The 25,294-nt window shown below is 65.1% G+C and carries 24 protein-coding genes; 6 read left to right on the plus strand and 18 right to left on the minus strand.

Annotation, left to right across the window (positions count from 1 at the left end; all coding sequences use genetic code 11):
* Positions 1 to 212 precede the first annotated feature (212 nt).
* From ACI766_RS28420 to ACI766_RS28430, 3 genes are read right to left on the minus strand one after another with little or no spacing between them, the layout of a single operon-like run.
* Positions 213 to 971, minus strand: a complete 759-nt coding sequence (locus tag ACI766_RS28420; protein WP_003099222.1) for a TerC family protein — start codon at positions 969 to 971, stop codon at positions 213 to 215.
* A 6-nt stretch (positions 972 to 977) separates the two neighbouring features.
* Complete coding sequence (locus tag ACI766_RS28425; RefSeq protein WP_003099225.1) at positions 978 to 1,556, minus strand: mechanosensitive ion channel family protein; 579 nt, start codon at positions 1,554 to 1,556, stop codon at positions 978 to 980.
* Positions 1,556 to 3,472, minus strand: coding sequence for an ATP-binding cassette domain-containing protein (locus ACI766_RS28430; protein WP_003114037.1), 1,917 nt, complete (start codon positions 3,470 to 3,472; stop codon positions 1,556 to 1,558). Before ACI766_RS28430 ends, ACI766_RS28425 begins: the two co-directional genes overlap by 1 nt.
* Positions 3,473 to 3,544: 72 nt before the next feature.
* On the opposite strand from ACI766_RS28430, the gene ACI766_RS28435 reads away from it, so the two are divergent.
* Positions 3,545 to 3,997, plus strand: coding sequence for a TIGR02444 family protein (locus ACI766_RS28435; RefSeq protein ID WP_003114036.1), 453 nt, complete (start codon positions 3,545 to 3,547; stop codon positions 3,995 to 3,997).
* Here ACI766_RS28435 and algP read toward each other — a convergent pair.
* Positions 3,994 to 5,028 (minus strand): alginate regulator AlgP, encoded by a 1,035-nt coding sequence (gene algP, locus ACI766_RS28440; protein ID WP_087823886.1) that lies wholly within the window; start codon positions 5,026 to 5,028, stop codon positions 3,994 to 3,996. The genes ACI766_RS28435 and algP overlap by 4 nt on opposite strands.
* 125 nt (positions 5,029 to 5,153) lie before the next feature.
* Between algP and ACI766_RS28445 the strand changes: the two genes are divergently transcribed.
* Positions 5,154 to 5,783 (plus strand): FKBP-type peptidyl-prolyl cis-trans isomerase, encoded by a 630-nt coding sequence (locus ACI766_RS28445; RefSeq protein ID WP_023086741.1) that lies wholly within the window; start codon positions 5,154 to 5,156, stop codon positions 5,781 to 5,783.
* A gap of 61 nt (positions 5,784 to 5,844) precedes the next feature.
* On the opposite strand, the gene rsd is transcribed toward ACI766_RS28445, so the two are convergent.
* From rsd to algZ, 8 genes are all read right to left on the minus strand, one after another.
* On the minus strand, positions 5,845 to 6,327 hold the full coding sequence (rsd, locus tag ACI766_RS28450) for a sigma D regulator (RefSeq protein WP_003120370.1): 483 nt from the start codon (positions 6,325 to 6,327) through the stop codon (positions 5,845 to 5,847).
* 279 nt (positions 6,328 to 6,606) lie between these two features.
* A complete protein-coding gene (locus ACI766_RS28455; RefSeq protein WP_003099230.1) occupies positions 6,607 to 7,098 on the minus strand; it encodes a disulfide bond formation protein B in 492 nt (163 codons plus the stop codon).
* A 179-nt stretch (positions 7,099 to 7,277) separates the two neighbouring features.
* The gene (locus ACI766_RS28460; protein ID WP_023086742.1) at positions 7,278 to 8,516 is read right to left on the minus strand and encodes a heme biosynthesis protein HemY; all 1,239 of its coding nucleotides are present in this window, start codon (positions 8,514 to 8,516) and stop codon (positions 7,278 to 7,280) included.
* Positions 8,513 to 9,643, minus strand: a complete 1,131-nt coding sequence (locus ACI766_RS28465; RefSeq protein ID WP_003123705.1) for a uroporphyrinogen-III C-methyltransferase — start codon at positions 9,641 to 9,643, stop codon at positions 8,513 to 8,515. The genes ACI766_RS28460 and ACI766_RS28465 overlap by 4 nt, the downstream gene beginning before the upstream one ends.
* 26 nt (positions 9,644 to 9,669) lie before the next feature.
* Positions 9,670 to 10,425 (minus strand): uroporphyrinogen-III synthase, encoded by a 756-nt coding sequence (locus ACI766_RS28470; protein WP_003114032.1) that lies wholly within the window; start codon positions 10,423 to 10,425, stop codon positions 9,670 to 9,672.
* On the minus strand, positions 10,422 to 11,363 hold the full coding sequence (hemC, locus tag ACI766_RS28475; protein WP_003114031.1) for a hydroxymethylbilane synthase: 942 nt from the start codon (positions 11,361 to 11,363) through the stop codon (positions 10,422 to 10,424). The genes ACI766_RS28470 and hemC overlap by 4 nt, the downstream gene beginning before the upstream one ends.
* Positions 11,364 to 11,471: 108 nt before the next feature.
* Complete coding sequence (algR, locus tag ACI766_RS28480) at positions 11,472 to 12,218, minus strand: alginate biosynthesis regulator AlgR (protein ID WP_003096397.1); 747 nt, start codon at positions 12,216 to 12,218, stop codon at positions 11,472 to 11,474.
* A gap of 4 nt (positions 12,219 to 12,222) precedes the next feature.
* Positions 12,223 to 13,299 carry an alginate biosynthesis two-component system sensor histidine kinase AlgZ gene (algZ, locus tag ACI766_RS28485; RefSeq protein ID WP_003096404.1) on the minus strand — a complete coding sequence of 359 codons (1,077 nt, stop codon included), beginning with the start codon at positions 13,297 to 13,299 and terminating at the stop codon, positions 12,223 to 12,225.
* 224 nt (positions 13,300 to 13,523) lie between these two features.
* On the opposite strand from algZ, the gene argH reads away from it, so the two are divergent.
* Positions 13,524 to 14,918: an argininosuccinate lyase gene (gene argH, locus ACI766_RS28490; RefSeq protein ID WP_003114030.1), complete on the plus strand. Its 1,395-nt coding sequence runs from the start codon at positions 13,524 to 13,526 to the stop codon at positions 14,916 to 14,918.
* A gap of 143 nt (positions 14,919 to 15,061) precedes the next feature.
* On the opposite strand, the gene ACI766_RS28495 is transcribed toward argH, so the two are convergent.
* The 6 genes from ACI766_RS28495 to ACI766_RS28520 all read right to left on the minus strand — a co-directional run bounded on the left by ACI766_RS28495 (position 15,062) and on the right by ACI766_RS28520 (position 23,596).
* Entirely contained in the window at positions 15,062 to 15,685 is a 624-nt protein-coding gene (locus ACI766_RS28495) for a hypothetical protein (protein WP_003099240.1), read from the minus strand.
* Positions 15,686 to 16,263: 578 nt separating this feature from the next.
* Positions 16,264 to 19,533 carry a hypothetical protein gene (locus ACI766_RS28500; RefSeq protein ID WP_023083278.1) on the minus strand — a complete coding sequence of 1,090 codons (3,270 nt, stop codon included), beginning with the start codon at positions 19,531 to 19,533 and terminating at the stop codon, positions 16,264 to 16,266.
* Complete coding sequence (locus tag ACI766_RS28505) at positions 19,530 to 21,605, minus strand: type VI secretion system tip protein VgrG (RefSeq protein WP_010793652.1); 2,076 nt, start codon at positions 21,603 to 21,605, stop codon at positions 19,530 to 19,532. The genes ACI766_RS28500 and ACI766_RS28505 overlap by 4 nt, the downstream gene beginning before the upstream one ends.
* A 199-nt stretch (positions 21,606 to 21,804) precedes the next feature.
* A complete protein-coding gene (locus tag ACI766_RS28510) occupies positions 21,805 to 22,323 on the minus strand; it encodes an Hcp family type VI secretion system effector (protein ID WP_003083317.1) in 519 nt (172 codons plus the stop codon).
* 51 nt (positions 22,324 to 22,374) lie between these two features.
* Complete coding sequence (locus ACI766_RS28515) at positions 22,375 to 22,566, minus strand: hypothetical protein (RefSeq protein WP_123788632.1); 192 nt, start codon at positions 22,564 to 22,566, stop codon at positions 22,375 to 22,377.
* Between the two features lie 49 nt (positions 22,567 to 22,615).
* Positions 22,616 to 23,596, minus strand: coding sequence for a magnesium transporter CorA family protein (locus ACI766_RS28520; protein WP_003114339.1), 981 nt, complete (start codon positions 23,594 to 23,596; stop codon positions 22,616 to 22,618).
* A gap of 101 nt (positions 23,597 to 23,697) precedes the next feature.
* Here ACI766_RS28520 and ACI766_RS28525 point away from each other — a divergent pair, with 101 nt between their 5' ends.
* The 3 genes from ACI766_RS28525 (at position 23,698) to ACI766_RS28535 (ending at position 25,149) form a co-directional block, all read left to right on the plus strand.
* Positions 23,698 to 23,973: a hypothetical protein gene (locus tag ACI766_RS28525; RefSeq protein ID WP_003114340.1), complete on the plus strand. Its 276-nt coding sequence runs from the start codon at positions 23,698 to 23,700 to the stop codon at positions 23,971 to 23,973.
* A 132-nt stretch (positions 23,974 to 24,105) separates the two neighbouring features.
* Positions 24,106 to 24,873: a substrate-binding periplasmic protein gene (locus ACI766_RS28530; RefSeq protein ID WP_003096415.1), complete on the plus strand. Its 768-nt coding sequence runs from the start codon at positions 24,106 to 24,108 to the stop codon at positions 24,871 to 24,873.
* Between the two features lie 42 nt (positions 24,874 to 24,915).
* Positions 24,916 to 25,149, plus strand: a complete 234-nt coding sequence (locus tag ACI766_RS28535) for a TIGR02647 family protein (RefSeq protein WP_003096418.1) — start codon at positions 24,916 to 24,918, stop codon at positions 25,147 to 25,149.
* Positions 25,150 to 25,294 lie beyond the last annotated feature (145 nt).

Genomic DNA, 25,294 nt, shown 5'->3' on the forward strand with positions numbered 1-25,294 from the left:
GAACGCGGCTGGCGGCGGGAACGAAAAAGCCAGTGTGCACCAAGGCGGAGCAGCCGCACAGGTTTTCCGACCACGCGCCTCTCCCAACCTTTGCGGGCGCAACCTGGCGGACAGAAAAAACCCGGCAGATGCCGGGCTTTCCCGAGGATACGCGCTCAGCCATGTTGGGCGGACCACCGCGATGCGGCTATTCGCCCTGGCTCCGAACGCTCTCAGTCCGGCGAACCCTTGCGCAGCTTCACCGGCTCCTCGCCGCGCTTGCGCGCCAGGGCCCCGCGCAAGCGGATGTTCAGCGCCTCCACCGCCAGGGAGAAGGCCATGGCGAAGTAGACGTAGCCTTTCGGCACGTGCACTTCGAAGGACTCGGCCACCAGCACAGTGCCGACCACGATGAGGAACGACAGGGCGAGCATTTTCAGCGAGGGGTGTTTCTCGATGAAGTCGCTGATGGTGCCTGCCGCCAGCATCATCACGCCGACCGAGATGACGATCGCCGCGACCATCACCGGCACGTTCTGCACCAGACCGACGGCGGTGATCACCGAGTCCAGGGAGAAGATGATGTCGATGATCGCGATCTGGACGATGATGCCCATGAAGCCGTGGACCTTGCCGCCGCTCTTCTGCTCTTCTTCCGCGCCTTCCAGGCTGTGGTAGATCTCCATGGTGCTCTTGAACAGCAGGAACAGGCCGCCGAAGAAGAGGATCAGGTCACGCCCGGAGATGCCCTGGCCGAACAGGTGGAACAGGTCGGTGGTCAGACGCATGACCCAGGTGATCGAGAGCAACAGCAGGATCCGCGTGCCCATGGCCAGGGCCAGGCCGAAGAAGCGCGCCTTCGGTTGCTGGGCCGGCGGCAGGCGCCCGACCAGGATCGAGATGAAGATGATGTTGTCGATGCCGAGGACGATTTCCAGGGCGGTCAGGGTCAGGAACGCGACCCAGATTTCAGGACTGGCGAGCCATTCCATAGATGGTTATTTCCCGTTTTTTGTTGGAGTTGAAAAACCTGGCCCACGCCAGCGACGCACGGCTTTCTGGAAGAACAGGCTGTTGGGAACCTGCAGCAGCGGGCCCGGCGAGCCATCCTCGAGGGTTTCTTCCAGTGTCGTATACAAGAGATTGATGGCAACCACGCGTCCGGTGACGCCCGGTTTGTCGGCGCTATCGATCAGCTCCACGCGGTCGCCGATGCGGAACGGCCCGACGGTGAAGATCAGCAACGCACAGAACAGGTTGGAGAGCACGCTCCAGATGGCGAAGAAGGCTACCGCCGCCACCGCGGCGAAACCGGTCAGCGCGGTCCACAGCACTTCGGCGGACACGCCCAGGCGCTCCAGCACCATGATCAGTGCGCTGACCATGATCAGCCAGCGCAGGCCCCCACGCAGCGGCAGGAGCAGCTCCGGCGGCACCGGATAACGCTCGCCGATACGGGTCACCGTGCGTCGGACCAGGCGCTGTAGCAGCCAGGCGACCAGCAGGATGAGCAGGATCTGCATCGCCACCACCAGCGGCCCGCTCCAGGTCTGCGTCAACACCTGCAAGTCTTCCATCACTCACTGGCCTCTAGTTCTTTCTGCAGGGCTTCGAGGGTTTCCAGGGCCTCCAGCCAACGTTCCTCCAGCTCGCCTTCGCGAACCTTCAGGCTCGATTGTTCGGACAGCAACTCGCGCAATTCGTCCTTTCGCGATACGTCGTACAGGGCGCTGTCGCCCAGCCGCGCCTCGATAGCGGCTAGCTTTTCGTGCAGGCCGCCGAGTTCGCGCTCCAGCTTGTCGGCCTCGCGCTTGTGCGGCGCCAGCTGCTGGCGCAGCGCGGCCGCTGCCTGGCGCTGGGCGCGCTTGTCGGTGCGTTCGGTCGGCGCACCCGGCGCGGTCTCGGCCTGCGGCGCCTTGCGCGCGCGATAGTCGACCAGCCAACGGGCGTAATCGTCGAGATCGCCATCGAACGGCACCACGCGCCCATCGGCGACCAGGAGGAATTCATCGGTGGTGCTTTTGAGCAGGTGCCGGTCGTGGGAAACCACCAGGACCGCCCCGGAAAACTCCTGTAGAGCCATGGTCAAGGCCAGGCGCATTTCCAGGTCGAGGTGGTTGGTCGGCTCGTCGAGCAGCAGCAGGTTGGGCTTCTGCCAGGCGATCAGCGCCAGGGCCAGGCGCGCTTTCTCGCCACCGGAGAAGTTCAATACCGGCTCGTCCACCCGAACGCCGCGGAAGTCGAAGCCGCCGAGGAAGTCCTTGAGGGTCTGTTCGCGCTCGCCGGGGGCGATACGCTGCAGATGTAGCAACGGGCTGGCCTGTGGATCCAGCGAATCGAGCTGGTGCTGGGCGAAGTACCCGATGGCCAGGTTCTCGCCGCGCAGCAGGCGGCCGCCCAGCTCGGGCAGGTCCCCGGCCAGGGTCTTGATCAGCGTCGACTTGCCGGCGCCGTTGGGACCGAGCAGGCCGATCCGCGCACCGGGCACCAGTTGCAGCTTGACCTTCTCCAGCACCGCCTTGTCGCCATAGCCGAGACGGCCTTCGCCGAGATCCAGCAACGGCCGGGAGATCTTGTCCGACTCGCGGAAACTGAAATTGAACGGCGAATCGACATGTGCCGGCGCCAGTTCCTCTAGACGCTCCAGCGCCTTGATCCGGCTCTGCGCCTGGCGCGCCTTGGTGGCCTTGGCCTTGAAGCGGGCGATGAAGCTTTCCATGTGCGCACGCTGCGCCTGCTGTTTCTCGTAGGCCTGCTGTTGCTGAGCCAGCCGCTCGGCGCGGGTCCGCTCGAAAGCGGAATAGCCGCCGCGGTAGAGGGTCAGCTTGCGGTTTTCCAGATGCACCACGTGGTCCACCACCGCATCGAGGAAGTCGCGGTCGTGGGAGATCAGCACCAGAGTGCCGGGATAACCCTTGAGCCACTCTTCCAGCCAGAGGATGGCGTCCAGGTCGAGGTGGTTGGTCGGTTCGTCGAGCAACAGCAGGTCGGACGGGCACATCAGCGCCTGCGCCAGGTTCAGGCGCATCCTCCAACCACCGGAGAAATCACCGACCCGGCGCTCCATCTGCTCGCTGCTGAAGCCGAGCCCGGCCAGCAGCTTGCGCGCCCGTGCATCGGCGGTATAACCGTCGGCGTTGTCCAGCTCGGTATGCAGGCGCGCCAGGGCAGAACCGTCGTGCGCCGCTTCGGCGACGGCCAGCGCCGCCTGGATCTCGCGCAGGCGACTGTCGCCGTCGAGCACGTAATCCACCGCCAGGCGATCCAGGGTATCGACCTCCTGGCGCATGTGCGCGATGCGCCAGTCGGCGGGCAACAGGCAGTCGCCGGCATCCTGCCCGAGCTGGCCGCGCAACAGCGCGAACAAGCTGGACTTGCCAGCGCCATTGGCCCCGATGAGACCGGCTTTCTGGCCGGCGTGCAGGGTCAGTTCAGCAGCTTCCAGGAGGCGCTGCGGCCCGCGCTGTAGCGTAAGATTGAGGAGTCGGATCATGGCGGCGGAGTTTATCAGTTTCGCCCTTGCGGAGCGTGAGGCTGTATGACTGGAAATGTCTGGAAATTCGCGGTGGACGTCTATGCCCGGCCGGGCGTGGAAACGGCTTGCCTCGCGCTTCAGGAGCAAGGTGCGGACGTCTGCCTGTTGCTGGTCGCCGCCTGGCTTGGCAGGCGCGGTGTGAGCTGCTCGAAAGAACGCGCCCAGATCCTGGAGAACGCCGCGCGTCCCTGGCGCGAAACGGTCATCGAACCCCTGCGCAGATTGCGTTGCGCCTGGCGCGAAGCGGCAACCCACGACGCCTGCCTGGCCGAACTCCGCGAGGAAATGAAGGCCCAGGAACTACGAGCGGAACGGGAACACCTGCAACGCCTGGCCGACCTGGCCACAGCCTGGCTGGAGGGCCAGGAAGCGAATCGCAGTGCGGATGCCTGGCTGCAAGCCTGCAGCCGGGACATCTGCACGGAAGCAGAGCGCCGGGCTTTGCTGGTGCTTGGCTCGGCGGCTTTGCAGACAGCGCCTTAGGAGGCGCTGGTCGGGGCGGCGCCGTTGCTGCCCGCGGCAGGCGTTGCCGAAGCAGCGCTGGAGGCGGCTGCCGGGGCGCTGGGAGTCGCCGCAGGCTTCGCAGCAGGAGCGGTGGCGGGCTTGGCTGCGGCAGGTTTCGCGGCTACGGGTTTCGCCGCAGGCTTGGCCGCCGGTTTCGCCGCAGGCTTCGCAGCCGGCTTGGCTGCAGGCTTCGCGGCCGCGGGTTTCGCCACAGGCTTGGCCGCCGGTTTCGCGACAGGCTTCGCCGCCGGCTTGGCGGCGGGCTTCGCGGCTGCGGTTTTCGCCGCGGGCTTGGCCGTCGGTTTCGCGACAGGCTTCGCCGCCGGCTTGGCGGCGGGCTTCGCGGCTGCGGTTTTCGCCGCAGGCTTCGCCGCCGGCTTGGCTGCGGGCTTCGCGGCTGCGGTTTTCGCCGCGGGCTTGGCCGCCGGTTTCGCAGCAGGCTTCGCCACCGGCTTGGCTGCGGGCTTCGCGGCTGCGGTTTTCGCCGCAGGCTTGGCCGCCGGTTTCGCAGCCGGTTTCGCAGCCGGCTTGGCCGCAGGCTTCGCCGCTACGGTTTTCACCGCAGGCTTGGCTGCCGCCTTCGCAGCAGGTTTGGTCGCGGGTTTCGCCTTGCGGCTCTCCAAAGCCTTGCCAGCAGCTTCCTTCACCTTGCCGACACCCTGCGCCAGCTTGAGGCTTTCCTGTACGTCACGCTTGAGGCCGACGATGTAGGTACGGGTGTCCGCCTGCCGGGCCTTCAGGGTATCCAACGCTTCTTCCAGGTCGCTGATGGTCTCGCGCGCCTTGGCCTGTGCCTTGGTCTTGCCGGCCTTGGCAGCATCCTGCAGCTTGGTGCGAGCCTTGTGCAGTTTTTCCTGGGCTTTGCCACGTTGCTTTTCAAGTTTGGCCAGGAGCTTTTCCGAATCGACCAGCGCTTGTTTGCACGCACCTTCCAGGTGCTCGACAAGGCTGTGGGAAAGTTGCTGCAACAGGTGCAAGGGGGTGGTGACGGGCTTCTTGTTGGCCGACATGACGTGCCTCCAGGCGGACGTGGTTGCGCCCATACTAGACCCGCAAACCCCCTCTCGCCAACGGGTTCGATGTGCTACAAGCGACGTGCGCCAGGATTGCCCGCCGATTCGTCTGGAGAAACCGCATGCCGCGCCGCCTTTTCATCGGTCTTTTTCTACTGCCGCTGCCGCTTTTCGCCGCGCCCCCCAAGGACGAACTGGCCTATGCCGTAGGCGCCCGCCTGGGCACGCGCCTACAGCAGGAAATGCCCGACCTAGAGCTATCCGAACTACTTCTCGGACTGCGCCAGGCCTATCGCGGCGAGGCACTTGAAATCCCCCCCGAACGCATCGAAAAACTTCTGCTGCAACACGAGAACGCCACGACGGAAACACCGCGGACCACACCCGCCGAGGCCCGCTTCCTGGCCAACGAAAAAGCCCGCTTCGGCGTCCGCGAATTGACCGGCGGCGTCCTCGTCAGCGAATTACGTCGTGGCCAAGGTAACGGCATCGGCGCGGCAACCCAGGTACACGTCCGTTACCGCGGCCTGCTCGCCGACGGTCAAGTGTTCGACCAGAGCGAAAGCGCCGAGTGGTTCGCCCTGGACAGTGTGATAGAGGGATGGCGCACAGCGTTGCGAGCGATGCCTGTCGGCGCGTGCTGGCGAGTGGTGATTCCTTCGGCGCAAGCCTATGGCCACGAAGGCGCTGGCGACCTGATCCCGCCCGACGCTCCGCTGGTCTTCGAGATCGACCTGCTGGGCTTCCGCTGAAATGCAAAAACGGCGCTCTCCCGCATGGAGACGCGCCGTTTCGTAACGACTCGCCGGTGAATCAGACCGGTACTGCCGAACCCTCTGCGCCGCTCTGGCTGTGGGCGTTGTGCAGGACTTCGATGAGGCAGTCCTCCAGCTCGAAGCGTTCGTGCAACTGTTGCCGCAGGACCTTCAGCTCCGCGATGAGGCAGGCTCCTTCACGGCAATCGCCGTTGTCGCAGCGATCGTTGAAGTTCAGCGCGGATTCGGTGATGGCTTCCAGCCGGGGGAAGATCTGCTTGGCCAGCTCCAGGCCGCGCTGATCGCCGAAGGCCTTGCCTTCCGCCGTCAGTTGCTCGTAGACCTCGAAGTGTCCGGCAGATACGTAGTCCAGCAGCAATTGGCAGAAATGCTGGAGTTCTTCGGCGTTGGGCGCCGGTGCCTGAATACCGCTCAGGGCATCGAAGGCCTGCACCAGTTGCTGGCGCTCATGCAGCCAGCGATCGATCAGTTGGTGCACGCCCCCCCACCGCTCTTGGGCATTACGGCAGCTTTCGAGCATGTTGTCCTCGCTTCCCTCTTCGGACGTCCCGGAGAATCATCGTCCGCTCCGAGACGCATTGCTGACGCACTCTCTGCGCTCTGTGGGAGAACGCCTGTGCAAGGGGCGGACTCCGGCGCTACGGAAAGCCAGATTATGCCCCCGGGATGACCCCATCAAGACGCCCGTACAGAAAAATTCATACGGATGTTTGATCGGTATCCCGCATCCGCTCTGGTTTTCGCCAAATCGATACGGCCGACGCTCGAGAGCTGACGAAAGGCCACGGGACAGCCCGCGTCAGGCACGTCGGAGGAACTGCACGATGGAGAAACCGAGATAGGCAACGAACGCCAGCAGGCTCCATTCCGGAATGCTCAGGGTGAACAGCGTCCAGCTCACCTGGGCACAATCCGCGGTGCCATGCAGGACCAGGCGGATCACTTCCTGGAAGGGAAGCGCCTGCATCATGTAGTCGAGGCTGGGCAGGCAGGCCGGCAGTTGGTCCAGCGGAACGGTCTGCAACCATACCTGGCGGGCGGCCGTGGCCCCGCCGCCGAGAGCGAGCAGGAACACCAGCACGGAGTAGATACGCCGCCCACGCAGGCCGGGCCCCTGGATCGCGCCAGCAAGGCAGGTCAGGCCGATCAGGATGAAGAAGATCCGCTGCACGACGCACAGCGGGCAGGCCTCCAGGCCAACCACATGTTCCAGGTACAGCGCCCCGCCCATGATGGCGACGCAGGCCAGGAACGCGAGAAGGAAAAGCTGACGGGGGCTGGCCAGGGGCATGGCGGATCCACAGGTACACAGGGGAAAGGCCGCCTACGGTAGTGGAAAGCCTCCGGCCGTTTCAAGCCGCAAGGCAGCTCTGCGGCAAGGCACCCCGAATCATGCCGGGCGCCCGCGACAAGCCGCCACAGTCCTGCCGATGGAGCCGAACGGGGAACGCCGGGTGGCGTTCCCCATGCTCAAATCCCCGCCACCACCACGGGCAGCCCCGGAGTACGCCGATCGAGCAGGACCAGGCCCTCCTGGAACAACTGGTTGCTGCGCTCGACCTCGCCGAGCTGCGCCAGCAGGCGTCCCAGCTCGGCGCAGGTCTCGGCACTGCGCTGGAAGCTCAGGCTGGCCTCCAGGTATTCCCGGGCCTTGCCCCAGAGCTTGTTGATCAGGCACAGGCGCCCCAGGGTCAGCAGCAGGCCGGGATCGTTCGGATGTTCCTTGAGCCAACCTTCCGCGGCCTGCAATTGCTTGCCCGGATCGCGCCCGCGCACCTGCCCGTAGAGTTGCACCAGGGTCGCGTCGAAGCCTTGCTTGAGCGCATGGCGGAGGACTTCTTCAGCCTCTTCCTCGGCGCCCAGGCGAAGCAGTTGGGCGGCATGGCCCGCGACGATCGCCGGGTCTGCACGCAGCGCCGAAGGCACGTTCTGCCAGCGCTGGGTCAGCGGCTGCAACGCCGTCTCGCCCTCGTTCAGTCCACGCTCGCCGGCTTCCTGCAAGGAAGCCACCCAGGCACGGCGTTCGAGGTCGCGCAGTTCGGAATCCTTCAGCACACGCTCCTTGCGCAGCTCCGGCAGCAGGACGCAAAGGGCCTGCCAGTCGTGCTGGGTGACGTACAGCTGCTGCATCAGCCGCAATACCGTGCGGTGCTGCGGCTGGAGCCCGTGCAGCTCTTCGAGGGTATTGCGTGCCTGCGGGTAGTCGCCGCGATTGATCAGCAGTTGCGCACGGGTCAGGCCGACCAGCAATTGGGCATCCGGCTCGCGCTCGCGAGCCCGGTTCAGCAGGTCGTCGGCCTCGTCGTAGCGCTCGAGTTCGTTGGCGGCCCGCGCCGCGCCGAGGTAATGCATCAGCGGCCGCTCGCCCATCTCCGCAGCCCGCCGCAAATGACGCAGCGCCTGCGGCCAGTTGCCTTCGCCGAGATCGCGCAGGCCGCTGTGCTCGGCCATCTGCACGCGACGCCGGCGGTTGTAGCGCGACCAGGGGTTGACCACCCGCCCCGAGCTGCCGAGCAGGCGCAGGACCAGGCGCACCAGCACCACCAGCAGCCAGACCACCGCCAGCAGGGCGAGGAACGACCACAGGCTGGATTCGTAACGGAAGCTCTTGTAGGCGATCAGCACATAGCCGGCCTGCTCGGAGATCGCCAGCCCAACCAGCGTGGCGACCAGCACCACCGCCAGAACCAGGAGGTAGATGCGTCTCATGGACGGCCCTCCGTGGCCGGAGCCGCCTGCGCCTCGGGCACCAGGTTGCCGGCGGCCTCGCGGCGCGACACGTAGGACTGCAAGGCGCTCAGGGCCGGTGCGAGGTCAGGGACCTGCACGGTGACCGGCTGCTTCGCCAACTCATCGATACGCAACTTCAACGCGCGGCTGTCGGCCAGCTCTACGTTGAAATAGCCGTCCAGCACGTCCTGGGCCTGCTTCAGCGCCTGCTCGTAGACTTCCTGCTTGCCATTCAGCGCCGCCCACTGGGCTTGCTCCAGGGCCAGGCCGATGGTCAGGCGCACCTGCGCCAATTGCTCGCCGGCCAGCAGCGGACGAATGTCCTGGCCGGCATTGAAGTCGATGCGGATGTAGCGCGAGATCTTCTCCCACCACAGCTCCCAGGTGCTGTTGCCGTCGCCCCAGGCGACATTGCTGGCACCGCTTTCGCCTTCCTTGAAGGTCGGCGTGAGCGGTTGCAACTGGTTGACCTGCTCGCGCAACGCCGCCAGTTGCACGAACAGCCCGGTACGGTCCGGCTCCGGCAACGCACGCAGGGCCTCGAGGCTGGCCGCCAGCTTGGCGCGGGCGGCATAGGCGCCGGGATCGTTCTGCGCGCGCAGGATGTCATCGGCGCCCTGCACCAGTTCGGTGGCGCTGCCCACGTCCTGCAAGGCGGACAGGCGCAGGCTGGCCAGGCGCAGCAGGTGTTCGGCCTCGGCCAGTCGCCATTGCTGGCGGCTCTGGCCGAGGACCTTCTTCAGTTGCTCGCTGAGATGCTGCTGGTCGCCCTGCAGCTCCACCACAAGGCGTCGCCGGGCCTCCAGTTCGTCCGCGGTAGGCAAAGCGTCCAGGCGGGCAGCCAGTTGCTGGTTACGCTGGGCCAGGGATTCGGTCTTGCCACGGGCATCTTCCAGCTGCGCCAGCTGGTCACGCTCGGTGCCCTGCAACTGCTGGACCTGCCAGAAGCTCCAGCCACCCGCGCCGAGTCCCGCCACGCCAACCAGCAGGGCGAGCAACGCCAGGCCGGTGGCGGTACCGGAACGCCTGGATGCATCGGGTGCAACGGGAGAAGGGGTGGAAGTGGAAGTTCTTGCGTCGTCTTGGGGAGTGACTGCTTCGCTCACAGGTCCATCCTTTGGTCAAGAAAGTTCTAGGCGGCGCTCGTCAGGGCCGCCAGCAAGGCCGGCGCGCTCGCGCCCCGGCAATCAATCACCCGTTGCGCACCCAGTTCGCGCGCCATCTCGGCGACCCGCGGGCTGGGTACGAACAGCGGCAACCGGCCTATCTCGGGCCAATCGGCTGCCGCCAACTGATACAGATTTTGCAAACCCTGTCCACTGCTGACCACCAGGCCGTTCAGGCGTTCCGCCCGCACCCTTGCCAGCAGCTCTCCGGCCGGATAGTCCGGAGCCCGGCGCCGGTAGAGTGGCAGGTAGTCCACCTGCACGCCTTGGCCGCGCAGGCGCTCGGCGAGGAATTCTCGGCCACCTTCGCCGCGCATGATCAGCACTTTCGGATCGTGCACGCGCAGGGAATCCTGGAACGCCGGCAGCGCCAGCAACGCTTCGCTGTCGTCGCCCTGTTCAGGGTAGGTTACGTCGAGGCCGTAGGCCTCGAGGATCGCCGCGGTCGCCGCGCCGACGCTGCACCAGGTCTGCTGCGGCGGCTGCGGCCAGTAGCGGTCGAGCCGCTCCAGCCCCAGGCGCGCCGCCGGCTTGCTGACCACCACCACCGCGCAGTAGCGGTCCAGGTCGAGCATCAGCGTACGCTGCTCCGGGGTTTCTTCCAGCGGATCGATCGCCAACAGCGGCAGGCTGCTGCTATGGACGCCCGCCTCGCCGAGGCTGGCGGCCAGGGCCGCGCACTCCTCGTCGGGGCGCGTCAGCAGGAGCCGCCAGCCGCTCACGGATGTCCGGCCTCGCCGTAGACGGCTTCGAGAATCGCTTCGGCGCCCTGCTCCAGCAGGTCCTCGGCCACCCGCACGCCCAGCGCCTCGGCTTCCGCCAGTGGCGCCCGCCCCTCGGCGCGCAGCAACTGGGTGCCATCAGGCTGGCCGACCAGGCCGCGCAGCCACAGCTGGTCGCCCTCGCGGATGGCGTAGCAGGCGATCGGCACCTGGCAACCGCCGTTGAGCCGCTTGTTCAGCGCGCGCTCGGCAGTGACCCGCAGAGCCGTGTCGGTATGGTGCAAGGGTTCCAGCAAGGCATGCAGGTCGCTGTCGGCCGTACGGCATTCGATGCCGACGGCGCCTTGTCCGCCGGCGGGCAGGCTGTCGTCGACACTGATCGAGGAGCGGATGCGCGACTCAAAGCCGAGGCGGATCAGGCCGGCGGCGGCGAGGATGATCGCGTCGTATTCGCCGGCATCCAGCTTGGCCAGGCGGGTATTGACGTTGCCCCGCAGGAAACGGATCTGCAGGTCCGGCCGGCGCGCCAGCAGCTGCGCCTGGCGGCGCAGGCTGGAGGTGCCGACCACGCTCCCGGCTGGCAGTTGCTCGAGGCTGGCGTAGGTGTTCGAGACGAAAGCGTCACGCGGGTCTTCGCGCTCGCAGATGGTGTAGAGGCCGAGCCCCTCGGGAAAGTCCATCGGCACGTCCTTCATCGAATGCACCGCGATGTCGGCGGCGCCTTCGAGCAGGGCGGTTTCCAGTTCCTTGACGAACAGGCCCTTGCCGCCGATCTTCGCCAGCGGTGCGTCGAGCAGCTTGTCGCCGCGACTGGTCATCGGCAGCAGGGTGACGGTCAAGCCGGGATGCGCCTGTTCCAGGCGCGCCTTGACGTATTCGGCCTGCCACAAGGCGAGGGCGCTCTGGCGAGTGGCGATGCGGATTTCGCGGGACGACATGGGATATTCCGTGCACAGGGATGCGCCCATGATAACAGTTCGAACCCGAGTGCGCGGACGCTGGGCCCGATAGCCGCACCCGGGTCGCTGGCGAACCGCCGACCGCCGTCAGAGCTGATGCATCAGACGCCTGACCCCGGCCACGTGCCGCCGGCTGACGGTCAGCGCATCGCCGTCGAGGCCTTTCAGGTAGAGCTGGAAATGCCCCAGCGGCGTACGCTGCAGGCGTTCGATCCGTTCGCGGGCGACCAGCGCGTTGCGGTGGATGCGCACGAAGCGCTCGCCGAACTCGTCTTCCAGCGCCTTCAACGGCTCGTCCAGCAGCACCTCGCCCTGCGCATGGCGCAAGGTCACGTACTTGTGGTCGGCAATGAAGAAGATCACCTCTTCCAGCGGGATCAGCTCGATCCCCTTGCGGGTCCGTGCACTGATGTGGCTGCGCGGACCGCTGCCGCCGGAGGCCGGGGGCTTGGTCAGCGCGGCCAGTTGCACGCGGTTCGGTCGCGAGGCTTTCTTCAACGCCTCGGCCAGGTCTTCGCTGCGCACCGGCTTGACCAGGTAGCCCACGGCGCTGACCTGGAAGGCTTCCAGGGCGAATTCGTCATGGGCCGTGCAGAAGATCACAGCCGGCGGCGCTTCCCGCTCGCAGAGTCTGGCCGCGACCTGGAGGCCGTCCAGACCGGGCATGCGGATATCCAGCAGGACGATATCGGGCTTGAGGCTGTCGATCAGCGTCAGCGCTTCTTCGCCATTGCTGGCCGAGGGCTCGAGGACGCGATAGCCGTCCAGTTGCCCTACCAATCGGGCCAGGCGCTCTCGCGCCAGAGGTTCGTCATCGACAATCAGGACATTCATAAGCTCAGGCTTCCTGCATGAGTCGCGCACATGGATAGCGTAGACAGGTGTAGTGCCGTCCGTCACGGCGCTCGACGCTGAGACTCGCTTTAGGCCCGAAAAGTGCCCCAAGTCGTGCATCGATATTGTGTAACGCCTGTCGCGTGCCTTTCGACGGGGGCGACTCGAGCGCCTCGTCGTAGGGGTTGCTCACACATAGCTGGAACACTCCTTCACGATAAACCGCCTCGACCTGCACCAGGCCACCTTCGACCCGCGGCTGGATGCCATAGATAAGCGCATTTTCCAGCAGCGGCTGCAAGGTCAGTTGGGGGATCGGCAGGTTGGCCGGCACCCCGTGCACCTGCCAGTCCAGTTGCAGGCGATCGCCAAGACGATACTGCTCAATGGAAAGATAGCGCCTTGCCAGCGCCAGTTCCTCCTCCCAGGAAACTAAAGTGCCGGGCTTCGCCAGGCTGGCCCGGAACAGGTCGGACAGGTCCAGCACCGCATGCTCGGCCTTCAGCGGGTCCAGCTCGATCAGGCTGGCGATGCTGTTCAGGCTGTTGAACAGGAAGTGCGGGCGAATCCGCGCCTGCAGCGATTCCAGGCGCGCCTGCAACTCGGCCTGCTGCTGCCGGCGCCACTGGCTCTGCAGGTAAAAGTAGCGCAGCACCAGGGCGGACATGATCAGCGCGATCAGCGCGTGCCGCAGATACAGATTGACCTCGCCGGCACGCGTCAGTTCTCCGCCCAGCTGATAGTGCTCGGCGACCGCCGTGCAGCCCAGGGTGAGGGCCACCACCAACAGGCAGCAGGCACTCCCCGCCAGCGCCACCGGCAGGCGTGCGAGCAATGGCCGCAGGCGGCAGAACAGCGCCGCCGAGAGCAGTACGATCCACTGCACGAACAGCGACGCCAGGGCCAGGCGCACCCAGTTGAAGCTCGGCGTCATCGGCTCCGCCAGCACCAGCACGAGCACCAGCAGCTCCGCCAGCAGCACCAGGGTGAACAGGGCTTCGGCTTCGCAGAGCTCGGGAATGAAGAAGTCGTCTTGGACGGCCGGCCGGGTCGAGCGGCCGGGCTTGAATCGGATAGGCATCGACAGAGTTTCCGCAAGGCCCGTGGCGCCCGCAAGACAGCCGCGGGCGTACGGGCGAAATAAAGCACCGAAATGCCATCTGCCGCAAAAAACCGCGAAACAGCGCTCGTTCCGGCTTCGTCGACGAGCCGCCGGTTTTTCCTCCCGGCCTGCTATCATCGTCGCACTTTGCCCGTCACGCAGGCCGCGCGGCCTGTCCGTTTCTTGTTGCAGCGAGAGATACCATGAGCGTAGAGAAGACCAACCAGTCCTGGGGCGGCCGCTTCAGCGAGCCCGTCGACGCCTTCGTCGCCCGTTTCACCGCCTCCGTCGACTTCGACAAGCGTCTCTACCGCCACGACATCATGGGTTCCATCGCCCACGCCACGATGCTGGCCAAGGTCGGCGTGCTGAGCGACGCCGAGCGCGATGCGATCGTCGACGGCCTGCAACAGATCCAGGCGGAAATCGAAGCCGGCAGCTTCGACTGGCGCGTCGACCTGGAAGACGTGCACATGAACATCGAGGCGCGCCTGACCGACCGCATCGGCGTCACCGGCAAGAAGCTCCACACCGGCCGCTCGCGCAACGACCAGGTGGCCACCGACATCCGCCTCTGGCTACGCGACGAGATCGACACCATCCTCGCCGAGATCACCCGCCTGCAGGAGGGCCTGCTGGGCCTGGCCGAAGCGGAAGCCGACACCATCATGCCCGGTTTCACCCACCTGCAGACCGCCCAGCCGGTGACCTTCGGCCACCACCTGCTGGCCTGGTTCGAGATGCTCGGCCGCGACTACGAGCGCCTGGTCGACTGCCGCAAGCGGGTCAACCGCATGCCGCTCGGCTCGGCGGCCCTGGCCGGCACCACCTACCCGATCCAGCGCGAGATCACCTGCCAGTTGCTGGGCTTCGACGCGGTTGGCGGCAACTCCCTGGACGGCGTCTCCGACCGCGACTTCGCCATCGAATTCTGCGCCGCCGCCAGCCTGGCGATGATGCACCTGTCGCGCTTCTCGGAAGAGCTGGTGCTGTGGACCAGCGCGCAGTTCCAGTTCATCGACCTGCCCGACCGCTTCTGCACCGGCTCCTCGATCATGCCGCAGAAGAAGAACCCCGACGTGCCGGAGCTGGTACGCGGCAAGTCCGGCCGGGTGTTCGGCGCCCTCACCGGCTTGCTGACCCTGATGAAGGGCCAGCCGCTGGCCTACAACAAGGACAACCAGGAAGACAAGGAACCGCTGTTCGACGCCGCCGACACCCTGCGCGATAGCCTGCGCGCCTTCGCCGACATGGTCCCGGCGATCCGGCCCCGGCGCGAGATCATGCGCGAGGCGGCACGCCGCGGTTTCTCCACCGCCACCGACCTGGCGGACTACCTGGTGCGCAAGGGCCTGCCGTTCCGCGACTGCCACGAGATCGTCGGCCACGCAGTGAAGTACGGCGTAGACAGCGGCAAGGACCTCGCCGAGATGAGCCTCGACGAACTGCGCCGCTTCAGCGAGCAGATCGACGCCGACGTCTTCGACGTGCTGACCCTGGAAGGCTCGGTCAACGCCCGCGACCATATCGGCGGCACCGCGCCGAACCAGGTCCGTGCCGCCGTCGCCCGCGGCAGAAAACTGCTGGCACAGCGCTGAAGTCGCGCCCAGTGCCCGGCAGATCTCCCTGTCCTACCCGAGACTTGATCGCACGGCGGGACAGGAACGCCCTTGTAGATCGACAGCCACTCTAGTGAAAGTCCTTCTTCGCTAACCGGTCGCAATGGCGGAATAACTCAGCATCAGTGCTCATCATTGAAATCATCGGCCCTGGGCGTGGCAAAAATGCCCTTGGCTTCCTGGCGCCGGTAATAGGCTTCGATGCTTAGCCCGGGATCGATGCGCGCCCTGACGATGCAGGGCTGCTGTTGCCAGGGATACTCATGCAGGCGTCGGTCCAGCTCCTTGCGCTCCTTGGCTGGCCAGCCCTGGTAGGTGCGCTGGCGCCAGTAATGGGGATCGCGTCCGGTATGCCGATCATGCTCGGCGGTGACCGGATCTAAGGGGCGGCTCGGCTCCAGGACCGGCAGGTCGGGCAACGGCTGGGTCACGTCCATGTAGCGTTGCAGGCAGTCCCAGAAGGCCAGGGCATTGACCTTGTCGAGACCGAGGGAGTGGACGCGGGTGGCCAGACAGACCTTGTTGTCGGTATAGCGGTGATGCAACCAGAGCGCATAGTCGTGGCTGCCGTAGCCACTGGGCAGCAATTGCAGCACCGGATCGAACTCGTCGAAGGGAGCGACGAACAGGCGGCGGAAGCGACGCTTGAAGCGGAGCATGCCGTCCAGGCGATTGAATTCACTGCCATCTTGCTTGAAGACTTTGCTGTAGAGCCAAAGGATGGCGCTGAAGCCGACTGCACCCATAAAATAAGTAGCTACGCCTATCCAAATTGCTATTTGCAAACCATTGGTTCCAAATATTGTTCCATACTGGTACAAAGCCAATGGGATTGAAAATAAAAAACCCGACATCTGAATAACGTGAAGATATTTTTTATTCGAAAGAAAGGCCACCATGGATATTACTGAAACAGCCACCACAAAGAATGAGCAAACCAAGGTGTAGAGTTGCTGCATGTCCCTCCTCCACTCTCCGGTGGCTTCTCCCATTATGCCAATTCCCAAAGCAATCCATACAAAAAAATAGCACAGCATCCTAAGCGTGAATATTATATAAGGAATTCTGCTAGAGTTCTGAAACTGCCAACGCATAGAGTTGCAATATGCCTCAGCACCTCCAACCTCTGACTTATCCTCAGCCCCGATCGAAAGCTGCCCTACAATCTCCATTTCCGGATCTAGATTGGCATAGTTCCCAAAGGCAAGATGGGTGTCAAAAATACCATTACGGTTAGACTCCTCCTTCCACCTTGGCGGCGGTAAAGAGTCGTTGACTTCACTGCGATAAGCACTGGCTGAGTACGTGGCATCCATGTGTACAGTCATACGTTGAACTCACTGTTCTCTATCAACCAATAAGGTGGCGCAGCATGGGGGTCCAAGTCGTCCGGGGGAAGGTACCGATTGGCGGATGTGAATGCACTCCAACTCTTCGGGCTGGGTTGAGGCAGGACAAGCCGCTGCTCAGGCTGGTCGGCATTGAGTTCGAACTGTGCGCTGATCTTCAAACCCTGGGTCATGCGCATGCTATAGCGGGCCCGAGGAGACAACTGCGGAATCGGCAGGCTGGCCGGCAGCACGTAGAGCACGCTGGCAGCATCCAACGGCAAGGCTTCGAGCTTGGCGGGGCCCGCGGGGACCCGATGGTAGCGCTTGACGCCGAACAGGGTGCCCGGATCGATCGGCAAGCTGCTGAGAAACTCCTGGGCCACCAGGCGGAACGCCTTCTGGCCATTCTCGAACATGGCCAGGAGCGGGGAACTCAGCACCACGGCCCAATCGTTTGCCTCCAGCGCCTGCAACTTGGGGTCGATGCAGGATAGCGCAGTGCGGCTGACCGCTTGGCGACCCCGTTCCGCTTCCTGCAAGACAGATCGATGCGCCGCCGGCGCCAATTTGCGCCAGTCTTCCAGGCGATGGACAAAGACCCGCGGATGGCCGAGGACTCCCAGCAATTGGCGATAGGCCGTTTGCGGGTCTTTCAGATGGGCGAAGCGCTGGTCCTGGCCCATCAGCGAATCGAGCAGGCCAGCCTCGGCGAATTGCCGGCCGAAGGGGCCTTTCTTGACGATGGTTTCCGCATCGCTGTCAGTCAGTAGATTAGCGACCACAGTGCCTCCGATCGCCAAAACCGCACCAGCCAGCAAAGCATAAGGGTTTACTATCCATCCTAGGACGTAGGCACCCCACAGGCCCCCACCCACTGCGGCCACACCGTAGGCCGCAGCCGCATCGCTATCTCCCTGCCTCAAAGCTCGGTAGCCATCCCATACACTGATGCCTGCACCGAATAGTGTGGCTGCGCCACCAAGCCCACGTAGCAACCCTAACTTAGGGCTGCCTGTTTGAACTTCTAGATTCCTGGCCCATCGAGGGGATATTTGGGCTACCGATATACGTGGGGTTTCTAGATACTTTGCAGTAGATGGTCCGAAAAGCAGCTTTGCATGGCTTCCTCCAGCGGCTGTTAAATCGATTACTGCACCGACAGCCCCGATCGTCCCTCTGTGCTTTTCTCCACTGTCTACAAAGCCACTGTATGCCTGCACCTGCACATTCAAGTTATAAATCGCAAACCCCAGCATCATCGTCGGCACGATGCGAGTGTTCTCCATCACCTGGGTCAACGTGCCTAACTGCGTACGGAATTTCGTGTAGGCAAGCAGGTCCGGGTGATCCTTGGGTACCGCCACCACCATGACGTTGCGCAGGTTGGCGCGACTCATGCCGGTGTCGCGGGGACTGGTGCCGGCCAGGGGATTGCCGGCACCGTCCTGAACGATGGCGCGCCGATAGCTCTTGCGCCTCAGCTCCTGGCGCTCGACCTCGGTCAGACCGTTGCGCAGGCCGGCTCCGCGCACGCCGACGACAACCATGTCGAGCGGCACCTGACTGTCGGGCAGCAGGCGGATACCTTTCATCTTCACCGAGAGGGCGCTCAGAGTATTGAAGGTCGGTGCGAACAAGCGGTCGAGCTGGATCTGGGTGGCGCCCTGGGACAGCCGGCCGAGTTGCTCGACTACGCTGGCGCCGAACACGTCCAGCAGGTCGCCGAGGAAGTAGGCGAGGCTCTTGCCGGCGCTGGGCTGGTCGACCTCGCCCAGCAGACTGGCTCCCAGCATCAGCGTGCTGAGGCCCATTGCATCGGGGTCCGGCGTCCGCGGGCTATCGCGCAGCGCCTGCAGGCGCCGAACCGGCTCGGGAAGTTGTCCTTCGTCCTTGGCCAGGAGCATGGCGCCAAGCGGGTGGCTTGCCTGCAGAACCGTGCTGACCACCCGCTCGACATGTGCCGCCAGCGCCCGGTAGGCGGTACCGCTGTACAGTGCGTCGCAGCGGTCGGGAAGCTGGTTCAGCGCAGCCAGTGCCTCGCTCATCAGGCTGTAGGGCTCCAGCAGGGCTTCGTCGCACTGGTGGGTCCAGTCCTGCAACACCGGGTGCAAGGGGCCTTCCAGCAGGGCAACCAGATGCTCGACCTGCTGCGTCAGGTGGATTCGGCAAGACTGTCGCTCCTCGGCGAAGATCGCCTCGTCCAGTTCGGCCTGATCGACCTCGCCCCTGAGCTTGGCGAGCGGGCCGTCGAGCATGTTGCTCAGCACCTGTGCATAGCGTCCGTTGGGACGGTGCGGCAGCAGTGCATTGAGGCTGCGCAAGTAGGCAGCGCAGTGGCGCGCCTGCGCCGCAGCGTGGCGCAAGGCGAACAGCGAGTCGTCGAGCATCAGCCCGATGAGGTTGGGATGGCCACGCAGCTTGAGGGTTTCCAGTACGTCCTCTCCGGCCTCCAGAGTAGGTAGCGCAGAGGGCGGAGCCTGCTTCAGCAGGGGCGCCAATTCCTGCTGGCGTCGCTGCAACTGGCACACCAGCGACTCTTCGCGAAAGGCGGCGAACGCAGGTGTGAATTCCGCCGGGTCTTCCAGCGCGCTCTCGACGTTGAAGTCGCGAGGTCGCAAACCCTGGGCGTGATGATCAATGACCAGCGCGGGATGATGGATGGAGGCTTTCCAGTGCTGGTTGGCCACCGAGGCGTTCCAAGCGGACGCCATCTGCTGGCAGCGCCGGTTGACCCGCTGCGGGTCCTCCTCCAGCCAGTCGATGTACGACCAAGGCCAGGGAGTTTCGCTATAGGCCATGGTGTAGCGTGGGATCACGAACTGCCCCTTGACCAGCACCGGCACCAGGATCAGCGCTTGTGTCTTGCCTACGGCCGGACGCTTGTCCGCACGCTGGCTGCGCCCCTGCAGGAGGTCGACTTCAAACAGGTTGCCCTTGCCATCACACTCCAGTTCGCGCCACAGCTTGCCGTCCTGGAACAGGTAGATCCGTCCCGCCCGCGGTAGCGCGCCGGCGGGCAGCTGGTCGCCATAACCGGCCTTACCCAGCGTTGGCAGGCGGACCAGCGGCATCACGGCCAGGAAGGTGTTCTGCTGGATACGCTCGTGCTCCTCATGGCCGAGCATATCGCTGGCCACCGGAATCTGCAGGATACCGCCGTCCTGTCGCTCGACGTTCAATGCCAGTCGTGCACGCCGATCGTTCTGGTAGGCGGTGCGCTTGCGCACGCCTTCGTCGATACTCTGGTCCTGGAATCCGCTCATGCCTCGCTCTCCGGTGGCAACAGTACGACCTGGCTTCCTTGCGCCGGGTCTCCCCAGACATCGACGACCAGTTGTTCCGGCCCCTTCCGCTCGGAACGGCTACGCGCCGGGTTGTCCAGTACCTGGCCCACTGTCGCCGCATCCGCGTCGAGCGGCGGCCCCGGCAACAGCGGCGCCGCGCCGCTGCCGCTGCCCGGGCTGCCGCCGGAGTTGACCCGGACGTTGGCCCCGGAGAGGGTCACGCCGCTGGCGTCGAGCTTGAGGAAGCTGCCGCCGCCCTTGAGGGTCAGTTCGGCGCCGGCCTCCAGCACCACCTTCAGGCCGCTGCTCAGGTGGATCTCCTGCCCGGCCTCGACGAACTGGCCGCTGGCGATCTTCAGGTGCTGGTCGTTGGCTACGGTGAGGTGGTCGCTGGCGCGGACCTCCACCTTGCGCTCGGCGTGGGTGGTGCGGTGTTCCTCGGCCTTGAACTCGCTGTAGCTGTTCGCCTCCACGGTGTCGTGGCGTTGGTGACCGACGCGGATCTTCTGGTCGTGCTCGATGTTTTCGTCCCAGTCGCGCTGGGCATGGACGAAGATCTGCTCCTGGCCCTTGCGGTCCTCGATGCGCAGCTCGTTGTAGCCACCGCCGCCAGGGCTGCTGAGGCTCTTGAAGACGCTGCGGGTCTTGTGCGCCGGCAGTTCGTAGGGCACCGGATGTTCCCTGTGGAACAGGCAGCCGGTGACCAGCGGCTGGTCGGGGTCGCCTTCGAGGAAGGTCACCAGCACCTCCATGCCGACCCGCGGGATGGCGATGGCGCCGTAGTTCCTTCCCGCCCAGCCGGAGGCAACGCGTAACCAGCAACTGCTGCTGTCGTCGGCCTGGCCCTCGCGATCCCAGTGGAATTGCACCTTCACCCGACCGTAGCGGTCGCAGTGGATTTCCTCGCCCTTCGGACCGGTCACCACCGCGCTCTGCGTGCCGAGGATGCGCGGCTTCGGCGGCGTCGGTGGGGGACGGAAGAACGCCTCCCAGGGCGTGGCCTGGAAGCGGTTGCGGTAACCCTGCCGGAAGTCGTCCGGGCTCGCCGAGGCATCGGAGACGATGCTTTCCTCCAGCACCTGAGGCTGCCGCCCCTCGTGAATCACCTCGGTGAGCAGCCAGAGGTCGTTCCAGCCCGCCTGGGGATGGGCGGCCAGCGGCAGGAAGTGGCCGCTGAGCAGCAACGGTTGGTCGCTGCGGCCCTCGGCCAGGCGGTAGTCGCTGCGCTGCCGTTCGAGGGCGCGCCTGGCCAGGTGCTTTCCGCGCTCGCGGTCGACGAAGCGACCGGGATAGTCGTAGTCCTCGAGGTCCGGCCGGGCTTCGCCGCGGGCGGCGCTTTCCAGCGTCAGGCGCGGTTTCTCGAAGTCGTAGTCGCGGCGGGTGACGCGGCTGGTGCGGGTTTCCAGGCGTACGCCGAAGCGCTTGACCGCCGGCCGGTCGGCGACCAGGCCGGAGTCCTGCTGGTAGGCCACCGGCGCGAGCCGCGGGAACACCGTCTGGTCGTCGCCGAACACCAGCAGGTGCGCCGTGGCGCTGTGCTGGAAATGAAAGTGGATGCCCTCCTCGCAGCACAGGCGCTGGACGAACTGCAGGTCGCTCTCGTCGTACTGCACGCAGTATTCGCGCTCGGGGTAGCGGGTGCCGAGCTGGAAGCGGTAGGCGTCGGCGAGGATGCCGTGTTCCTCCAGCACCCGGCCGACGATCTGCGGCACCGTGAGGTGCTGGAAGATGCGCTGGTTGGTGCATTGGGCGAGGTAGGCCAGTTGCGGGACGAGGGTGATGCGGTAGCGGGTCAGGCGCTTGCCCGAGTCGCCCTGTCCGGCGCTGCGCACCAGGCCGTGGATACCGTTGCCGGCGGGCCCGAGGGTAAGGAAGGCGGGTTTGTGCAGCAGGCTTTCGAGGTCCGGCACGGGGCGTTCGCCGACCAGCTCCAGGTCGAAGGCGAACGGCTGGCTGATGGCTTCGCGGCCGCTGAAGGAGAGCACCTGCAGGTCGAGGGCGAGGCCGTCGATGGCGAGGCTGAAATGGGTCTGGTTGGCTGCTGCGAACATCCGTTGTCCCTCACTGGCGCAGGCGACCGATTCGATTGTCCTGCCTGGCGCGGGCGAGACAAGGGCGCGCAGGCTCGATCGGAAGCTGCCTACAACAAACAAAGCGGCATCGACCCGGCGCGGGCTTTCCTGGCCACGGCGCTGTGGGTCATCGAGGGCACGACGGCCAGCGAGGCTGGCCGCGTGCGGCGGTCGCGGCTCAGCCGGCGACCGGGGAGCGCCAGTCGTCGGAGCCGGAGGTGCCGGAGACTTCGTGGGTCCAGGTGATCTTGCGGTAGGTGAAGTGCACGTCTTCCAGGTGGGTGAAGTGGGCGTTGCCCGGGTCCTGGCAGTTGTGCATGTAGTCCTTGATGTCGACGATGATCGCGTCTTCCAGGACGGTGGTGTAGTAGTGCTCCTGGGTGCCGGCGGCGGAGGTGCGGTACCACTGGATCTCGACCTTGGTCAGGCGCTCGCCGGAGGTCAGGGCGGCCAGCAGCAGGGGCGAGGCCTTGTCGAAGACCTTGGTGATGACCACCGGCTTGTGCACGCGCTGGCCGGTCGGCTGGCCGGACTGCGGGTCGCGCGGGATGATCACTTCGTGGTTGAAGCCCTGGACCATCACCTGGTCCTCGTGGCCTTCCTGGTAGGTGTTGCCGACCGAATCCTCGGTGAAGGCGCCGGCGGTGATCAGGCCCTGCTTGGTGCCGGTGATGGACATATAGGCGGGGGTTGCCATGGATGCATTCCTTGTCAGTGGTAGCCGGGACGACATGTCCTGGTGCGGCAGCTACCCAACAAGCTTCGTGCCAATAAAATATTTACCTTTTAAATCAAATTCTTGAAGAATCTCCCGGCCCGCACGAACACTTTCCCCTGGGTTTACCCCGAAAAAGTGAGCAAGTTGTTGCACAGTGCTATGCAAGAACTTGCTCACTTCATCGAAGACCCCGTCAGGCCTTGGCCCCAGCGTGGTATCCACAGCTTTTCCCGAAGTTATCCAGCAAAAAGTTGCACACCTGCCGAGTGCCTCAGAGCCAGTTCTTGAACTTGAACCAGAGGTACGGAAGGATCGCCGATACCACCATCATCCCCAGCGCCATCGGATAGCCGATGGACCAGTCCAACTCGGGCATGTCCTTGAAGTTCATGCCGTAGACGGTGCCCACCAGGGTCGGCGGCAGGAACAGTACGGCGGCGATGGAGAACACCTTGATGATGCTGTTCTGCTCGATGTTGATCAGGCCAAGGGTCGCGTCGAGGAGGAAGTTGATCTCGGTGGACATCTTCGCCAGGTACTCGTCCAGCGAGCGCACATCGCGCTCCACGGTCTTCGCCAGCACCTTGGCCGGCTCGGAAAGCCAGCCGTTGCAACCCTGGCGGAAATAGCTGTTCATCCGATTGATGCTGAGCAGGCTGTCGTTGAGCTTGGACAGCAGCGAGCTGCTGCGCCCGAGGTGCTTGATGATCTGCTGCAGGTCGGTCTTCGGCTTGCGGGTCTGGGCGGTGGACTCGGCGAAGATCTCCCGCGACATGCTGCTCAGTTGCCCCTGTACGGCCTCCAACACGTCGGCGATGCGGTCCACCAGGCTGTCCATCATCAGGGCGAACAACTGGGTGCTGCTGCGGTTGGCGTCGAGCTGGCGGATGCAGCGGTTCTCGAACTCGCGGAACGAACGCAGGTCGGCGTAGCGCACGGTAATCAGCCATTTCTCGCTGAGGACGAAGGTCACTTCCTCTGTGCTCGGCCGGTGCTCGGTGATCCCGCCGACCACCGAAGTGGTCATGTAGAGGACGTTGCCGTCCTCGTAGAAGCGCGACGAATCCTCGATCTCGGCCATCTCCTCGCGGGTCGGGATGTTCACCTGCAGGTGGGATTCGAGCAGGCGCTCCTCTTCGGGGGTCGGGTGATGCAGGTCGATCCACAGGGTGCCCGGCGGCAACCCCCGCTGGGCATCGCCGTGCTGGCGTCGCTCCAGGCGGTCGCCGGAAAGGATGTAATAGGTGATCATGTCGGGTATCGCTACCTTCGCGGCCATCCGTTGGCCAAGCAGGGTGGACAACTTCCCGCCGCCGCACAAGCGGTACTTTGCGCCAGAACGAGGAACGCCCGATGAGCGAACAGGACGACAACCAGGAAGACGGCTTCGCCGAGGAAAAACTGATCCAGGCCATCGAGAACCAGATCGAAAGCGAGAATCCGCCGGCGGCGCGCGCCGTGTTCAACAAGCTGACCCTGGTCGGCTACGAGCGCGACGAGGCGCTGGGCATGATGGCCTACGTGCTGGCCCACGAGATCAACGCCATGCTCGCCGCCGACCGCGCTTTCGACAGCGCCGGCTACGAGCATGCGCTGCGTGCCCTGCCGACGTTGCCGGACGACGAATGAGCGGAGCCGGGCCGACTGGTGCCGGCGAATTCCCCTCGTATCCATGCGGTTTTGTTTCGCCAAACGCCTGCCGCTCTGGTAGAAAGGTGGCGCCCACTCTCCGTGCCACCTGCTTTCGCGGAGCGATACCGGATGCGATCCTGGTTCCACTTCCTGCCCATCTGCCTGCTGCTGGCCCTTTCCGGCCCGGCAGCGGCCGTCCCGACAGAACCCCTGGTGCTCGGCGCCGAAGACGACTGGTATCCCTATACTGCCTACAAGGACGGCCGCATCCAGGGCATGAGCGCGGACATCGTGCGGGCCGCCTTCAGGGCTGCGGACACGCCGGTCCAGCTCAATCCCTACCCCTACTCCCGCTGCATGAAGCTGGCCCTGAAAGGCTTGATCGCCGGCTGCTTCAATACCTCGCCGAACCCGCACATCCTCGCCGACTACCGTCTGCCCCGGCATCCGTTGTTCCGCGCGGAGATCCAGCTCTGGGCGCGACGCGACGAAGCGCGGCCGGTGAATGCGGAGCAGGCGCTGAGCGGACGGAAAGTCGCGGTGACCCTCGGCTATGAATACGGCGACGGCTTCGATCGCCGCCACGACCTGGTGCGCATCCCGGTGCGCAAGGACTACTACGGTTTCCTCATGCTCCAGCGCGGCCGCGTCGACTACGCCCTGGCCTACCGCAATACGGCTCGCCAGTTGTTCAGCGAACATCCCGAACTGGAAGGCCAGTTCCAGCCGGTGGCCACGGTCCACCGCCCGGAGCTGTACCTGTCGTTCTCGCGCCGCCACCCGCAGGCCGAGCATCTGCTCGAACGCTTCGACCTCGGCATGCAGCGCATCCTCGCCAGCGGCGAGTACCAGAAGATCCTCGACGGCTGGAGCCAGGCCGCCGACGCTACGCCCTAGTCCAACTACACTCACCGGTGCTCAACACCGCAAGGAGCCGACATGGCCTTCACTCCCGAGCTGATCGACGAACTGGAACTGCTGGCGCTCTTCAACCTGAACAACACCCAGGAAGGACTCAAGGTCCATCACACCGCCGACGGCAAGGCCGTCGCCGCCGCCCGACGCCTGCACGACAAGGGGCTGATCGACCAGCCCGACGGCGGCTACCTGACCAGTCTGGGGCTGGACGCCGCGGAGCAGGCACAGGGCCTGCTGACCATCCTCAAGGGTTGACGGAAGCGGCCATCGCGACCTGCTCCCGACAGGCCGCGACGGTTACCCCGGTTCGCGGTGCGGTGCTCAAGCCGCCGCGCTTCCGGGCGATACAATGGCATGACCGGAGCCAGGCACGGCGCCTGGCCTTGCCTGTGCCCGGACG

Source organism: Pseudomonas sp. DL (assembly GCF_047199225.1).
Lineage (GTDB): Bacteria > Pseudomonadota > Gammaproteobacteria > Pseudomonadales > Pseudomonadaceae > Pseudomonas > Pseudomonas aeruginosa.

Excerpts from the sequence above, each read along its gene's own strand:
- argH (WP_003114030.1), top strand. The coding sequence starts at position 13,524 with ATGAGCGTAGAGAAGACCAACCAGTCCTGGGGCGGCCGCTTCAGCGAG.
- ACI766_RS28455 (WP_003099230.1), bottom strand. The coding sequence starts at position 7,098 with ATGCCCCTGGCCAGCCCCCGTCAGCTTTTCCTTCTCGCGTTCCTGGCC.
- ACI766_RS28425 (WP_003099225.1), bottom strand. The coding sequence starts at position 1,556 with ATGGAAGACTTGCAGGTGTTGACGCAGACCTGGAGCGGGCCGCTGGTG.
- ACI766_RS28500 (WP_023083278.1), bottom strand. The coding sequence starts at position 19,533 with ATGAGCGGATTCCAGGACCAGAGTATCGACGAAGGCGTGCGCAAGCGC.
- ACI766_RS28420 (WP_003099222.1), bottom strand. The coding sequence starts at position 971 with ATGGAATGGCTCGCCAGTCCTGAAATCTGGGTCGCGTTCCTGACCCTG.
- ACI766_RS28505 (WP_010793652.1), bottom strand. The coding sequence starts at position 21,605 with ATGTTCGCAGCAGCCAACCAGACCCATTTCAGCCTCGCCATCGACGGC.
- ACI766_RS28430 (WP_003114037.1), bottom strand. The coding sequence starts at position 3,472 with ATGATCCGACTCCTCAATCTTACGCTACAGCGCGGGCCGCAGCGCCTC.
- ACI766_RS28530 (WP_003096415.1), top strand. The coding sequence starts at position 24,106 with ATGCGATCCTGGTTCCACTTCCTGCCCATCTGCCTGCTGCTGGCCCTT.
- ACI766_RS28525 (WP_003114340.1), top strand. The coding sequence starts at position 23,698 with ATGAGCGAACAGGACGACAACCAGGAAGACGGCTTCGCCGAGGAAAAA.
- rsd (WP_003120370.1), bottom strand. The coding sequence starts at position 6,327 with ATGCTCGAAAGCTGCCGTAATGCCCAAGAGCGGTGGGGGGGCGTGCAC.
- hemC (WP_003114031.1), bottom strand. The coding sequence starts at position 11,363 with ATGTCGTCCCGCGAAATCCGCATCGCCACTCGCCAGAGCGCCCTCGCC.
- ACI766_RS28535 (WP_003096418.1), top strand. The coding sequence starts at position 24,916 with ATGGCCTTCACTCCCGAGCTGATCGACGAACTGGAACTGCTGGCGCTC.
- algP (WP_087823886.1), bottom strand. The coding sequence starts at position 5,028 with ATGTCGGCCAACAAGAAGCCCGTCACCACCCCCTTGCACCTGTTGCAG.
- algR (WP_003096397.1), bottom strand. The coding sequence starts at position 12,218 with ATGAATGTCCTGATTGTCGATGACGAACCTCTGGCGCGAGAGCGCCTG.
- ACI766_RS28495 (WP_003099240.1), bottom strand. The coding sequence starts at position 15,685 with ATGGGTGCAGTCGGCTTCAGCGCCATCCTTTGGCTCTACAGCAAAGTC.
- algZ (WP_003096404.1), bottom strand. The coding sequence starts at position 13,299 with ATGCCTATCCGATTCAAGCCCGGCCGCTCGACCCGGCCGGCCGTCCAA.
- ACI766_RS28510 (WP_003083317.1), bottom strand. The coding sequence starts at position 22,323 with ATGGCAACCCCCGCCTATATGTCCATCACCGGCACCAAGCAGGGCCTG.
- ACI766_RS28520 (WP_003114339.1), bottom strand. The coding sequence starts at position 23,596 with ATGATCACCTATTACATCCTTTCCGGCGACCGCCTGGAGCGACGCCAG.
- ACI766_RS28445 (WP_023086741.1), top strand. The coding sequence starts at position 5,154 with ATGCCGCGCCGCCTTTTCATCGGTCTTTTTCTACTGCCGCTGCCGCTT.
- ACI766_RS28460 (WP_023086742.1), bottom strand. The coding sequence starts at position 8,516 with ATGAGACGCATCTACCTCCTGGTTCTGGCGGTGGTGCTGGTCGCCACG.